Raw genomic sequence first — 13,284 nt, forward strand, 5'->3', positions numbered from 1 at the left:
CAAGCGTTTATGTCCGACATTGATTCACCCGGCAAAGTGCCTTTAAATCGAGGCGGTTTTTCATTCTCCCGGGAGGTGGCATGGCCCTGCAACCCACTGATCGACTCGATGCGCGTGGCCTGGCCTGTCCGCTGCCGTTGCTCAAGGCCAAGCAGGCGTTGGCGCACCTGGCGGTGGGCGACATCCTGCATGTGGTGGCGAGCGATCCCGGGTCATGGCGCGACTTCGAGGCCTTCGTCGCGCACAGCGACCACGAACTGCTGGAGCGCGACACGCGCGATTCAGAATATCACTACTGGCTACGCAAGGGCGGTACCCGAGCATGACCATGAAGGCGGTCTTCAAGACCTGGTTCGAACGCTACTTCTCCGACGAGGAAGCGATCGTGCTGTTGCTGGTGCTGGTGCTGGGCTTCGCCGCGGTGTTCTGGTTGGGCAAGATGCTGGCGCCGTTCTTTACCGCGCTGGTACTGGCTTTCCTGTTGCAGGGGGTGGTCGGCTGGCTCGAACGCCGCGGCCTGCCACGACTGCTGTCGGTGCTGCTGGTGTTCCTGGCGTTCGTCGGTGCGCTGCTGGCGCTGGCGCTGATCGTGCTGCCGCTGGTGTGGAATCAGTTGCTCGAGCTGGTCCAGGAAAGCCCGCGGATGTTCGACAGCGTTCGGGGGTGGCTCGATGAGATGCAGGCGCGCTACCCGACAGTGATCACTCCGGCGCAGATCGACGACTGGATCGCCACCGCCGGCCGCGAGGCGACCCAGCTCGGCCAGCGTGCGCTGACCTTTTCACTGGCCTCGCTGGGCAACTTGCTGGGGTTGATCATCTACCTGGTGCTGGTGCCGATCCTGGTGTTCTTCCTGCTCAAGGATCGTGAGCCGCTGATCCGCTTCATGCTTTCATTGCTGCCACAGAAGCGCACCCTGATGACGCGCATCTGGTACGAGATGGACGATCAGATTGCCAACTACATCCGCGGCAAGGCGATCGAGATCGCCATTGTCGGTGGGGCGGCGTACATCACCTTCTGGCTCTTCGGGCTGCCTTATGCCGCGCTGCTGGGGCTGACGGTCGGGCTGTCGGTGCTGGTGCCTTATATCGGCGCGGCGGTGGCGACGCTGCCGGTGGCCGCGGTGTCCGGTTTTCACTTCGGGCTGAGCGATCAGTTTTTCTACGTGATCATCGCCTACGGCGTGCTGCAGGCACTCGATGGCAACGTGCTGGTGCCGGTGCTGTTCTCCGAGGCGGTCAACCTGCATCCGGTGTCGATCATCCTTGCGGTGCTGTTCTTCGGCGGCATCTGGGGCTTCTGGGGGGTGTTCTTCGCGATTCCGCTGGCGACCCTGCTCAAGGCGCTGGCGCGCGCCTGGCCGCGCAGCGTCGCGCAGCGCGACCAGCGGTTGCACCAGGTCGATCTTCAGGACTGAACGCTACCTTGGGCATGCAGCTCGCGGGCCGCATCGAGCACCTCGGCGACGTGGCCCGGCACCTTGACCTTGCGCCATTCGCGGGCCAGGTTGCCGTCGGCATCGATCAGGAAAGTGCTGCGCTCGATGCCCAGATGCTCCTTGCCATAGAGCTTCTTGAGCTTGATGACGTCGAACTGCCGGCACAGTGCCTCGTCCTTGTCGGAAATCAACTCGAAGTTGAAGTCCTGCTTGGCCTTGAAATTCTCGTGGGCGCGCAGGCCGTCCCGCGAGACGCCCAGAATCAGCGTGTTGGCCGCCTCGAAAGCGGCCTTGCGGTCGCGGAAATCGCCACCCTCGGTAGTGCAGCCGGGGGTGCTGTCCTTGGGATAGAAATAGATCACCACCTGCCTGCCGCGCAGTTGCGAGAGGGTCACGGTGGTATCGCCGGTGGCCTGGGCGGTGAAATCCGCGACCGGCTGACCGAGGCTGATGCTCATGGCTGGACTCCTGGAATGAATGACGTCAGCGATTACACGCAAGCGCGGCAGCGCTGTAAAGTCTAAACGCCATCATCGGGCCGCGAGCATCTGTACAGGCTTTCGTCGCCTGAGTACCATTTGGTGCCTGGACCGAGCACCGATTACGTGGTTTATCGGCGGGTGGGTCGTCCTTGACCGACTCGGCCGCTTCACAGGAGAACATCGCAGGATGATCACAGGCAGCATCGTCGCGCTGGCGACCCCGATGAAAACATCCGGTGAGATCGACTGGGAGGCGCTGCGCCGCCTGGTGGGCTTCCATCTCGACAACGGCACCGATGCCATCGTCGCCGCCGGCACCACCGGCGAGCCGACCACCATGTCCTTCGCCGAACACTTCGACGTCATCCGCACCGTGGTCGAGGAAGTGCGCGGGCGCATCCCGGTGATTGCCGGCACCGGTGCCAACGCGACCTCCGAGGCCGTCGAACTGGCGCGCTACGCCAAGGACGTCGGCGCCGATTATTGCCTGTCGGTGTGCCCCTATTACAACAAGCCGACCCAGGAAGGCCTGTTCCAGCACTTCAAGGCGGTCGCCGAGGGCGGCGACCTGCCGGTGATCCTCTACAACGTGCCGGGGCGCACCTGTTCGGATCTGTACAACGAGACGGTCTTCCGGCTGGCCGAGGTCGACAACATCGTCGGTCTCAAGGATGCCACCGGCAATCTCGAGCGCGCCGAAGAACTGGTCGAGCGGCTGCGCGATACCGGTTTCGCGCTGTATTCCGGCGACGATCCCACGGCCTGCGAGTTTATGCTGATGGGCGGCCACGGCGACATCTCGGTGACCGCCAACGTCGCGCCGCACGCCATGCACGAGCTGTGCCGTGCCGCGCTGGCCGGCGACACCGAGCTGGCCCACCAGCTCAATACACGGTTGATGCCGCTGCATACCGCGCTGGGCGTCGAGGCCAATCCGATTCCGGTGAAGTGGGGCCTCAATCGCATGGGCTATGCCGATTCCGGGATACGCCTGCCGTTGACCTGGCTGTCCGAGAAATACCACTCCACCGTCGGCGAGGCCCTGCAACTGGCCGGTGTGCTGGACGACTGAGGCCATTCCTGGCCCGCACCCACAAGAAGGTAGAAGCATGAATCCCGTCTTCACATGGATGCCGCTGATCGTGGCCGCCGCCGTTGCTCTGAGCGGTTGCAGCCGCGACGGCTACTATTACGATCGCAGCGACGAGTACCAGACCGCCGAGATGAGCCAGCCGCTGGATCTGCCCGATGCGCGGCGTTCCAGCCGCTATCAGAACGCCATGCCGGTGCCGGATGCCAGGAACGACTTCAGCGCCGAAGGCGATTTCGAAGTGCCGCGCCCGCAGCCGCTGGCCGGCAGCCGCGAAGCGGATCTGGCCTATGTCGAACTGCGCGAGGCGGGCGACGATCGCTGGCTGCTGGTCAATGCCTCGCCGGGCAGCGTATGGCCGCAATTGCAGGGTTTCGTCGAAAGCCGCGGGCTGACGGCGTCCACTCTGGATGCATCCCAAGGCCGGATCGTCACCGAAGAGGCCGATTTTCAGGTCCGTCAGGGGCTGCGTAGCGGGACCAGCGAAGTGCGCTGCACCGCGCCAGCTGCGGGAGGGCAATGCCTGACGGCGCTGCAGGGCTATCTCGACAGCCGCAGCGAGCAGGCCGGCGGCGTCTCGCTGGCCGCCCAGAGCCTGTCGCAGGAGCAGCGGATCCGCCTGCTCAAGCGCGACGACCGCTGGCAGTTGCAATTGGCGCTGGGCATCGACCGCGCCTGGTCGGAGCTGCAATACCAGTTATCCAACAATTTCACCGGCGAAGGCCGCAAGCTGGTCGACCAGAATCGCAGCGCCGGCGATTTCCTTGTCGACTACACGCCACGCGAGGAGGACGGCGGCTGGTTCGACTGGTTCGGCGGCGATGCCGAGCCGCGTCGTTATCGCTTGCATGTCGCCTCGGCGGGTGCCGGCGAGAGCCTGGTGACGGTTGCCGCGGCCGACGGCGAGAGTCTGGGTGACAGCGAGGCCCGTGCGGTACTCGACGCCCTGGCCTCGACCCTGCGCTGATGGCCGAGCGGGAGTCGCAAGCGGCCCGCTTGCCCGGCGAACGGGTCCTGAGCTTCGCCTCGCTGGGCAGCGGCAGCAAGGGCAACGCCACGCTGGTCAGCGACGGCGAGACCCAGGTGCTGGTCGACTGCGGCTTCGGTCTGCGCGAGACCGAGAAGCGCCTGGCGCGTTACGGCCTGCATCCGCGTCAACTGGCCGCGGTGCTGGTCACCCACGAGCACGGCGATCACATCAGCGGCGTCGGCGCTCTGGCGCGGCGCCACGGCCTGCCGGTCTACCTGACCGCCGGCACGCTGCTGTCGCGGCGTCTTGGCGAGGTGGCGCAACATCGCTTGATCGTGCCCCAGGTGCGCTTCGCCATCGCCGGACTCGAAATCGACCCGATAACCGTGCCGCACGATGCCCGCGAGCCGGTGCAGTTTCGCTTTCATGCGCGCCAGCGCACACTCGGCGTACTCACCGATCTGGGCCACCCCAGCGAGCACGTGATCGCCCGTTTCCAGCGCTGCGACGCATTGCTGCTGGAGTGCAATCACGACCCGCGGATGCTCGTCGACGGGCCCTATCCGCCACGCCTCAAACGGCGCGTCGGCGGCAACTGGGGGCATCTGGCCAACGCTCAGGCGCGCACGCTGCTCACGCGTATTGGTCTGGATCGCCTGCAGCGCATCGTCTGCTCGCATCTTTCGGAGCACAACAACCGCCCGGAGCTTGCCCGCGAGGCCCTGGTGCCGCTGCTCGACGGCGATGAATCGCGGCTGGTGGTGTCCGCCCAGGACCGCGGTTTCGACTGGCAGGTCATCGCATGAACGTGGCTCGGGATCATGCTCAGGCGGGTGATGACTCCTTCAATGACGCTTTCAGAGAAATTCCTCATGGAAAAACGTGACGCGCTGTATGCCGGCAAGGCCAAATCCGTCTACCGTACCGACGATCCCCAACGTCTGATCCTGCATTTTCGCGATGACACCAGTGCCTTCGACGGCGAGCGCGTGGAGTCGCTGGCGCGCAAGGGCATGGTCAACAACAAGTTCAACGCCTTCATCATGGGCAAGCTCGAGGCCGCGGGCATTCCGACCCACTTCGACGGCCTGGTGTCGGAGACCGAGTGCGTGGTCAAGAAGCTCGAGATGATCCCGGTCGAGTGCGTGGTGCGCAACCTGGCCGCCGGCGGCCTGGTGAAACGTCTGGGGATCGAGGAGGGGCGTGAACTCACCCCGCCGACCTTCGAGCTGTTCCTCAAGAACGACGCCCAGCACGACCCGATGATCAACGAATCGCTGGCCGAGACCTTCGGCTGGGCGAGTCGCGAGCAGCTGGCGCGCATGAAGACGCTGACCTTTCAGGTCAACGACGTGCTCAAGCAGCTGTTCCTCGACGGCGGCATGCTGCTGGTCGACTACAAGCTCGAGTTCGGGATGTTCAACGGCGAGATCGTGCTCGGCGACGAGTTCTCGCCCGACGGCTGCCGGCTGTGGGACGCCAAGACCCGGGAGAAGATGGACAAGGACCGTTTCCGTCAGGGGCTCGGCGGGGTGATCGAGGCCTACGAGGAAGTCGGCCGGCGCATCGGTATCGAGTTCGATTGACGCCTACGCCGGCGTACGGTCACGACCGGGCGCCGGCCAGCGGCACGATCTCCATCACCTCCATTACGATGCCGCCCGCGCCATCATCGTGGGCGCGGAAGCGCACGTCCACATCTCTCAGCGCCACGCCGTAGCGACGCGCGTCGCGGCCGCCCCGGTAGGCCGGGCGCGGGTCCTGGGCGAGCACCTGCTCGATCAGCCGGCGTAGCGAGTCGCCGTCGTCGCGGCTGGCCAGCTGGGCCTCGGCGGCGGTACTGAAGGTCACCTGGCGACGGGGCGGCGGCGCGGGGGCGAAGCCGGCTTCCGCAGCGGGGCGCGACTCGGCCCACGGCAGGTAGGGCTTGATGTCGAGCACCGGCGTGCCGTCGACCAGGTCGTGGCCGCGCAGATGCAAGCGGACGCCGTTGCCGATCTCGATCTTCTCGAGTTCGACCAGTGACAGCCCCAGGCGATTGGGGCGGTGAGTGCTGCGAGTGGCGAACACCCCGAGCCTGGCGTTGCCGCCCAGGCGCGGCGGACGCACCAGCGGCGTCCAGCGCTCGGGGCTGCGGTGAAAGACGAAGGTCAGCCAGAGATGACTGACGCCTTCGAGACCGCGTACCGCCAGCGATTCGTCGAAGGGCGGCAGCAGTTCAAGCACCGCGCGTGCTTCATCGGCCAGGCCGGGCTGGCGGGGGATGCCGAACTTGTCGGGATAATCGCTGGCGATGCGACCGATGGCCTGCATCGTGAATCGGTCGCCGGGGTCAGAGTCGATGTCGTGCATCGGCTCATTATGCCGGCGAGGCGCGCGCCCGGCGAGACAACACACGGCGAGTGATTTGCAGATCAATCAGCGAGTCTCGACGTGATCGATGCGCATCGACAGATCGATTGCCTTGATGTCCTTGGTCAGTGCGCCGATCGAGATGCAATCGACACCGGTGGCGGCGATCGACTCAAGCGTGGTTTCGCTGACGTTGCCCGAGGCTTCCAGGGTCGCCTTGCCGGCGTTCAGCCGTACCGCTTCGCGCAGGTCGTCGAGCGAGAAGTTGTCGAGCATCACCACGTCGGCATGTGCCTCGAGCGCCTGGGCCAGTTCATCGAGGTTCTCGACCTCGACCTCGACCGAAAGGTCGCGGGCGATGTCGCGCGCCTCGTGCACGGCGGCCGCGATGCTGCCGCAGGCGGCGATATGGTTTTCCTTGATCAAAAAGGCATCGTAGAGGCCGATGCGGTGATTGTAGCAACCGCCACAGGTCACGGCATATTTCTGGGCCAGACGCAGCCCGGGCAGCGTCTTGCGAGTATCGAGCAGCCGCACGCCGGTGTCGGCGACGCGATCGGCGTAGTAGCGGGCGCGGGTGGCGGTGGCCGACAGCGTCTGCAGCAGATTGAGCGCCGGGCGTTCGCCGGTCAGCAGGCTGCGCGCGGGCCCCTGCAACTCGAGGAAGCACTGGTCGGCTTGCAGGGCGTCGCCATCGGCGGCGTGCCAGATCAGCTCGACGCGATGGTCGAGGCGCCGGAACAGCTCGTCGACCCAGGCCACGCCGCACAGCACCGCGTTTTCTCGGGTGATCACCCGGGCGGATGCCCACTGACGCTCGGGAATCAGCTGGGCGGTGATATCGCCGGGACCGACGTCTTCGGCCAGCAGCCGGGCGGCGCTGATGCGGATCTCCTCGGCGAGGGCCTCGTAGTAGTGCATGGCTTTCCCTGCTCGTTGGTGTGCGACAATGCGCCCATTATAGAGAATGCCGGGCACTTGCGGCAGGGGAGGAAACGTGCAGATTACCCGGGGGTGGTTGGCCGAGGCGCGTCGCGTCGCCTCGCCCAACTGCAACGAGCGTCCGCAGGGCGAGATATCGGCGCTGGTGATTCACGCCATCAGCCTGCCGCCGGGCGAGTTCGGCAGCGATGCGATCGAGCGGTTGTTCACCAATCGCCTCGATGGCGCGGCGCATGGCTACTTCCGGACGCTCGAGGGACTGCGCGTCTCGGCCCACCTGTTGATTCGCCGCGACGGGGAGCTGGTGCAGTTCGTGCCCTTCGAGCGGCGCGCCTGGCATGCCGGGCGCTCGCGCTGGTTCGACGGTGAACGCGAACGCGTCGAGCTCAACGACTTCAGTATCGGCATCGAGCTCGAAGGCGACGACGTCCAGCCCTATCGCGACGCCCAGTACCGGGCACTGGCCCGGGTGGTGGCGAGCCTGCTGGACAACTACCCGCAGTTGACCGCGCAGCGCATTACCGGCCATGCGCGAATCGCCCCGTTGCGCAAGAGCGATCCCGGGCCGTGTTTCGATTGGGCCTATTTTCGTCAGCGTTTGGCCGCCAAACGCTGAATTTGTAGCTAGGCTACACTCAACGGCCGAGCGGTAGAGCCTCATCGGCAAGTAGCTAATGTTGCTATGCAATATACAATTATGGAAAATATTTCCAGGCTTTCACCAATTGGCAGACAGGGACGTTTGCGGTATCTTCGAGCCGGTATTTGTGACGATCGCATATCTGTTTGTAAAGCGATTACAAACCCTGTTTGACGGAGACACGGCCCCCAGAAAGGTCGGCTCGCACTGAAGAGCGCCCAATGTCGCCACCTGTCGTGTGGAGGCAGACTGACACCTTATCTTCATTCGGAGACACGTCTTATGAGTCTGGAGGCAAGAGAAGATATCGATCCGACCGAAACCTCGGAATGGGTTGATTCCCTGGTATCGGTCGTCGATCGGGAAGGCGAGGAGCGTGCTCAGTATCTGTTGAGTCGTCTGGCCGACCGGCTGCGCCGCGATGGCAGGGTCCCGCCGTTCTCTGTGACCACGCCCCATCGCAATACCATTCCGGTTCATCGCGAGGCGAAGATCCCCGGCGACATGTTCATCGAGCGCAAGCTGCGTTCGGCAATTCGCTGGAACGCCATGGCCCAGGTTCTGCGTGCCAACAAGAAGCACAAGGGATTGGGCGGCCACCTTGCCAGCTATCAATCCTGCGCAACGCTCTACGAAGTCGGTTTCAATCACTTCTTCCGTGCCGACGACGGCGAGCACAAGGGCGATCTCATCTACATCCAGGGTCATGTGACGCCGGGTATCTATGCGCGTTCCTTCCTCGAGGGCCGGCTCACCGAAGAGCAGATGGACGGTTTTCGTCAGGAGGCCGACGGCGAGGGGCTGCCCTCCTACCCGCACCCCTACCTGATGCCCGACTACTGGCAGTTCCCCACCGTTTCCATGGGGCTGGGGCCGATCCAGGCGATCTACCAAGCGCACGTCATGAAGTACATGGACTCGCGGGAGCTGACCGACATGCGCGATCGCAAGGTCTGGGCGTTCCTCGGCGACGGCGAGTGCGACGAGCCGGAATCGCTGGGTGCGCTGCACCTGGCGAGCCGCGAGCAGCTGGGCAACCTGATCTTCGTGATCAACTGCAACCTGCAGCGTCTCGACGGCCCGGTGCGCGGCAACTCGCGGATCATGGACGAACTCGAGGGCGTGTTCCGCGGGGCCGGCTGGAATGTCATCAAGGTGGTTTGGGGCGGTCTGTGGGACCCGCTGCTCGAGCGCGACAAGCACGACATGCTGCAAAAGCGCATGGACGAGGCGGTCGACGGCGAATACCAGAACTACAAGGCCAACGGCGGCGCCTACACCCGCGAGCATTTCTTCGGCAAGTACGAAGAAACCCGCAAGCTGGTCGAGGACTACTCCGACGAGGATATCTTCCGTCTCAATCGCGGAGGCCACGATCCGCAGAAGGTCTACGCGGCCTATCATGAGGCGGTCAACAATGCCGGCGATCGCCCCACGGTGATCCTTGCGCACACCGTCAAGGGCTACGGCATGGGCGGCGGCAGCGGCGAGGCCGACATGGAAGCCCACCAGATCAAGTCCATGGAGGACAAGGCCCTCAAGGCGTTCCGCGATCGTTTCGGCATTCCTGTCTCCGACAAGCAACTGGAAAACGGCGAGATACCCTACTACAAGCCCGAGGAAGACAGCCCGGAGATGAAGTACCTGCATCTCCAGCGCGAGAGACTCGGCGGCTTCCTGCCCAAGCGGCGCACCGATTACGAGGCCCTCGAGATTCCGGGGCTGGACGACAAGATGTTCGCCACCCAGACCAAGGGCTCGGGCGATCGCGAAGTCTCGACCACCATGTCGTTCGTGCGGGTGCTCAACGGGCTGGTCAAGCACAAGCAGCTGGGCTCGCGGGTGGTACCGATCATCCCCGACGAGGCGCGTACCTTCGGCATGGAGGGCATGTTCCGCCAGTTAGGCATCTACGCCTCCGGCGGGCAGAAGTACGATCCGGTCGATGCCGGCCAGATCATGTACTACCGCGAGGACAAGAAGGGCCAGATCCTCGAGGAAGGCATCACCGAGGCCGGTTCGATGTCCGCCTGGCTGGCCGCGGCAACCGCCTACGCCAACCATGACCTGACGCTGATCCCGTTCTACATCTACTATTCGATGTTCGGCTATCAGCGCGTCGGCGACCTGGTCTGGGCCGCCGGGGACCTGCAGGCGCGCGGCTTCATGATCGGCGGTACCGCCGGGCGCACCACCATCAACGGTGAAGGCCTGCAGCACCAGGACGGCCATAGCCACATCCTGATGTCGACCGTGCCGACCTGCCGTTCCTACGACCCCTGCTACGGTCACGAGGTCGCGGTGATCCTGCAGGACGGCATGAAGCGAATGTTCCAGGACCGTGAGAACTGCTTCTACTATCTGACGGTGATGAACGAGAACTACTCGCACCCCGAGATGCCGGAAGGTTGCGAGGAAGGCATCGTGCGCGGCATGTATCTGCTGCACGAAGGCGAGGCGGGCAAGAAGAAAGCGCCGCGTGTGCAGCTGCTGGGCAGCGGTACCATCCTGCGCGAGGTCGAGGCCGCTGCCGAGATGCTGGCCGACGAGCATGGCGTCGTTGCCGACGTGTGGAGCGTGACCAGCTTCAACGAGCTGCGTCGCGAAGCCCTCGACTACGATCGCTACCAGTTCCTGTCGGCGGACGACGAGCGCGAAAAGCCCTGGATCATGCAGCAGCTGGAGGGTCGCGAAGGTCCGGTGATCGCCTCGACCGATTACATGCGGCTCTATGCCGATCAGGTGCGCGCCTGGGTACCCGGCGACTTTCATGTGCTGGGCACCGATGGCTACGGGCGTTCGGACACCCGCGAGGCGCTGCGGCGCTTCTTCGAGGTGGATCGTTACTACGTCGCCGTAGCCGCGCTGCGCGCGTTGGCCGAGCGTGGCGAAGTCGACCGCAAGGTCGTCGCGGATGCCATGAACAAGTACGGCATCGATCCGAACAAGCCGAACCCGGTGAACTCCTGAGGCGCCTGCGAACGGCTGATCAGGTGACAGGCGAGCTATGCTGCAAAGACATGCCAGCGTAGCCCGCCTGCCCTGCACGATTTGCGCCTGCGGCGAGCATGATTAGAAAGGAGCGCGACCTTGAGTAGCGAAATCATCAAAGTCCCCGACATCGGTGGCAGCACCGACGTCGAAATCATCGAGATCGCGGTGTCCGAAGGCGACCAGATCGCCGCCGAAGACACCATGATCACCCTCGAGTCCGACAAGGCCAGCATGGATGTCCCGGCGCCCAAGGGCGGCAAGGTGGTCAAGGTACTGGTCAAGGAAGGCGATAGCGTTTCCGAAGGCGACGACATTCTCGAGCTCGAGGCCGAGGATGGCGGCAAGAGCGAACAAGCGACCTCGGAAGACGAACAAGCGACCTCGGAAGACGAGCAGGGCGCCGACGAGAAGCAGGAAAAGTCGGCCAAGCAGGACGAGACCAAGCAGGACGAGACCAAGCAGGACGGCAAGAGCGCCGACTCCCAGGACGGCAAGAGCGCCGACTCCGGTTCGTCCAAGAGCGATGCCCAGCCGGCCAAGAAGTCGGGCGGCAAGCGTACCGTCGAGATCAAGGTTCCCGATATCGGCGGCAGTGAAGACGTGCCGATCATCGAGCTGGCGGTCGCCGAGGGCGACGAGGTCAGCGAGGAAGATCCGCTGATCACGCTGGAATCCGACAAGGCCTCGATGGACGTGCCCAGCCCGTATAGCGGCAAGCTGGTCTCGCTGGCGGTCAAGGAGGGCGACACCGTCTCCGAGGGCGACCTGATCGGCACCATGGAGATCTCGGACGCGCGTAGCGGCGAAGAAGGCGGCGAAGACGAGTCCGAGAGCGAGCCCGAGCAGGCGAGCGGCGGCGAGGCGGAAGGTGAAAGCACCGAATCCGACGAGGCCGAAGCGTCTGAAGGCACGGAGGACGAAGGCGAATCCCAGCGCAAGGAGATTCGCGTTCCCGATATCGGCGGCAGCGAGAACGTACCGATCATCGAGCTGGCGGTCGCCGAGGGCGACGAGATCAACGAGGAAGATCCGCTGATCACGCTGGAATCCGACAAGGCCTCGATGGACGTGCCCAGCCCCTTCAAGGGCAAGCTGGTCGAGCTTGCCGTGAAGGAGGGCGATACCGTCTCCGAGGGCGACTTGATCGGCTATGTCGAGGTGGTCGGCGCCAAGCCGTCCAAGCCCAAGCAGAGCGAGTCGCCCAAGCGGGAAGCAGCTTCGGGCAAGCAGAGCGACAAGAGTGCCGGCAAGGCTGAGGCCAAGTCGCAGCCCAAGGCCGACTCCGGCGCCAAGCAGCCGGCGGCGCCGGCCGAGCAACCGCGCGACGGCAAGCTCGTGCACGCCGGCCCGGCGGTGCGCATGCTGGCCCGCGAGCTGGGCGTCGAGCTGGCGCGGGTCAAACCCAGCGGTCCCAAGGAGCGGGTGCTCAAGGAAGACGTCCATGCCTACGTCAAGCAGGCGATGAAGGCCCAGCAGGAGGGCGGCGCCAAGCCGTCGGCACCGGCCGCTGGCGGCTCGGGCATCCCGCCGATCCCCGACGTCGACTTCAGCCAGTTCGGCGAGGTCGAAGAGAAGCCGATGGGTCGGCTGATGAAGATGGGCGCGACCAACCTGCACCGCAGTTGGGTCAACCTGCCTCACGTCACCCAGTTCGACGAGGCCGACATCACCGAGCTGGAAGCCTTTCGCAAGTCGATGAAAGCCGAGGCCGAGGCTCAGGGCGCCAAGCTCACGCCGCTGCCGTTCCTGGTCAAGGCCTGCGCCTATGCGCTGCGTCAGTATCCGCAGTTCAACGTCAGCCTGAAGAGCGACGGCGAAACCCTGGTGTGGAAGAAGTACGTGCACATCGGTATCGCCGTGGACACGCCGGACGGCCTGATGGTGCCGGTGATCCGCAACGCCGATCAGAAGTCGCTGATCGAGCTGGCCAAGGAGTCCGTCGAGCTGGCCAAGAAAGCGCAGAGCAAGAAGCTCAAGCGCGAGGAGATGCAGGGCGGTTGCTTCACCATTTCCAGTCTCGGTTCGATCGGCGGTACCGCCTTCACGCCAATCGTCAATGCGCCGGAAGTGGCGATCCTGGGGATCTCCAAGTCGCAGATGAAGCCGGTGTGGGACGGGGCCGAGTTCACGCCGCGGCTGATGATGCCGCTGTGTCTCTCCTACGACCACCGGGCGGTCAATGGCGCCGATGCGGCACGCTTCACGGCGTTCCTGGCGCAGGCGTTGAGCGATATCCGGCGCCTGCTGATGTGATGCGCTGATGCCGAGCGGGATTCCCGCTGGGCATGCGGCAGACGTAAACGGCGCTCCATGCGGGGCGCCGTTTTTTTATGCGTGCTTGGCGGCGTGCCGACCATTGGACCCGGGGCGGCG

At 64.6% G+C, this 13,284-nt stretch carries 12 protein-coding genes; 9 read left to right on the forward strand and 3 right to left on the reverse strand.

What is annotated here, in order from left to right:
- Nucleotides 1-80 precede the first annotated feature (80 nt).
- Both HALZIN_RS0105485 and HALZIN_RS0105490 read left to right on the forward strand, forming a co-directional pair.
- Nucleotides 81-326 carry a sulfurtransferase TusA family protein gene (locus tag HALZIN_RS0105485; RefSeq protein WP_031383232.1) on the forward strand — a complete coding sequence of 82 codons (246 nt, stop codon included), beginning with the start codon at nucleotides 81-83 and terminating at the stop codon, nucleotides 324-326.
- Nucleotides 323-1,420 (forward strand): AI-2E family transporter, encoded by a 1,098-nt coding sequence (locus tag HALZIN_RS0105490; RefSeq protein WP_031383233.1) that lies wholly within the window; start codon nucleotides 323-325, stop codon nucleotides 1,418-1,420. The genes HALZIN_RS0105485 and HALZIN_RS0105490 overlap by 4 nt, the downstream gene beginning before the upstream one ends.
- Here the strand turns inward: HALZIN_RS0105490 and HALZIN_RS0105495 are convergent.
- The gene (locus tag HALZIN_RS0105495) at nucleotides 1,411-1,899 is read right to left on the reverse strand and encodes a peroxiredoxin (RefSeq protein WP_031383234.1); all 489 of its coding nucleotides are present in this window, start codon (nucleotides 1,897-1,899) and stop codon (nucleotides 1,411-1,413) included. The genes HALZIN_RS0105490 and HALZIN_RS0105495 overlap by 10 nt on opposite strands.
- 211 nt (nucleotides 1,900-2,110) lie before the next feature.
- On the opposite strand from HALZIN_RS0105495, the gene dapA reads away from it, so the two are divergent.
- From dapA to purC, 4 genes are all read left to right on the forward strand, one after another.
- Nucleotides 2,111-2,995 (forward strand): 4-hydroxy-tetrahydrodipicolinate synthase, encoded by an 885-nt coding sequence (gene dapA / locus HALZIN_RS0105500; RefSeq protein WP_031383235.1) that lies wholly within the window; start codon nucleotides 2,111-2,113, stop codon nucleotides 2,993-2,995.
- Between the two features lie 37 nt (nucleotides 2,996-3,032).
- Nucleotides 3,033-3,980 carry an outer membrane protein assembly factor BamC gene (locus tag HALZIN_RS0105505; protein WP_031383236.1) on the forward strand — a complete coding sequence of 316 codons (948 nt, stop codon included), beginning with the start codon at nucleotides 3,033-3,035 and terminating at the stop codon, nucleotides 3,978-3,980.
- The gene (locus HALZIN_RS0105510) at nucleotides 3,980-4,789 is read left to right on the forward strand and encodes an MBL fold metallo-hydrolase (RefSeq protein ID WP_051907392.1); all 810 of its coding nucleotides are present in this window, start codon (nucleotides 3,980-3,982) and stop codon (nucleotides 4,787-4,789) included. The genes HALZIN_RS0105505 and HALZIN_RS0105510 overlap by 1 nt, the downstream gene beginning before the upstream one ends.
- Before the next feature lie 66 nt (nucleotides 4,790-4,855).
- Entirely contained in the window at nucleotides 4,856-5,569 is a 714-nt protein-coding gene (gene purC, locus HALZIN_RS0105515) for a phosphoribosylaminoimidazolesuccinocarboxamide synthase (protein WP_031383238.1), read from the forward strand.
- A 19-nt stretch (nucleotides 5,570-5,588) separates the two neighbouring features.
- On the opposite strand, the gene tsaA is transcribed toward purC, so the two are convergent.
- Both tsaA and nadC read right to left on the reverse strand, forming a co-directional pair.
- Nucleotides 5,589-6,335: a tRNA (N6-threonylcarbamoyladenosine(37)-N6)-methyltransferase TrmO gene (tsaA, locus tag HALZIN_RS0105520; RefSeq protein WP_031383239.1), complete on the reverse strand. Its 747-nt coding sequence runs from the start codon at nucleotides 6,333-6,335 to the stop codon at nucleotides 5,589-5,591.
- Between the two features lie 66 nt (nucleotides 6,336-6,401).
- Nucleotides 6,402-7,256, reverse strand: coding sequence for a carboxylating nicotinate-nucleotide diphosphorylase (nadC, locus tag HALZIN_RS0105525; RefSeq protein WP_031383240.1), 855 nt, complete (start codon nucleotides 7,254-7,256; stop codon nucleotides 6,402-6,404).
- Between the two features lie 76 nt (nucleotides 7,257-7,332).
- On the opposite strand from nadC, the gene ampD reads away from it, so the two are divergent.
- From ampD to aceF, 3 genes are all read left to right on the forward strand, one after another.
- The gene (ampD, locus tag HALZIN_RS0105530) at nucleotides 7,333-7,893 is read left to right on the forward strand and encodes a 1,6-anhydro-N-acetylmuramyl-L-alanine amidase AmpD (RefSeq protein WP_031383241.1); all 561 of its coding nucleotides are present in this window, start codon (nucleotides 7,333-7,335) and stop codon (nucleotides 7,891-7,893) included.
- Nucleotides 7,894-8,199: 306 nt separating this feature from the next.
- The gene (gene aceE / locus HALZIN_RS0105535) at nucleotides 8,200-10,887 is read left to right on the forward strand and encodes a pyruvate dehydrogenase (acetyl-transferring), homodimeric type (RefSeq protein WP_031383242.1); all 2,688 of its coding nucleotides are present in this window, start codon (nucleotides 8,200-8,202) and stop codon (nucleotides 10,885-10,887) included.
- A 120-nt stretch (nucleotides 10,888-11,007) separates the two neighbouring features.
- A complete protein-coding gene (aceF, locus tag HALZIN_RS0105540; RefSeq protein ID WP_031383243.1) occupies nucleotides 11,008-13,164 on the forward strand; it encodes a dihydrolipoyllysine-residue acetyltransferase in 2,157 nt (718 codons plus the stop codon).
- Nucleotides 13,165-13,284: the final 120 nt, after the last annotated feature.

The organism is Halomonas zincidurans B6 (assembly GCF_000731955.1).
In the GTDB taxonomy this organism is placed as follows: Bacteria; Pseudomonadota; Gammaproteobacteria; order Pseudomonadales; family Halomonadaceae; genus Modicisalibacter; species Modicisalibacter zincidurans.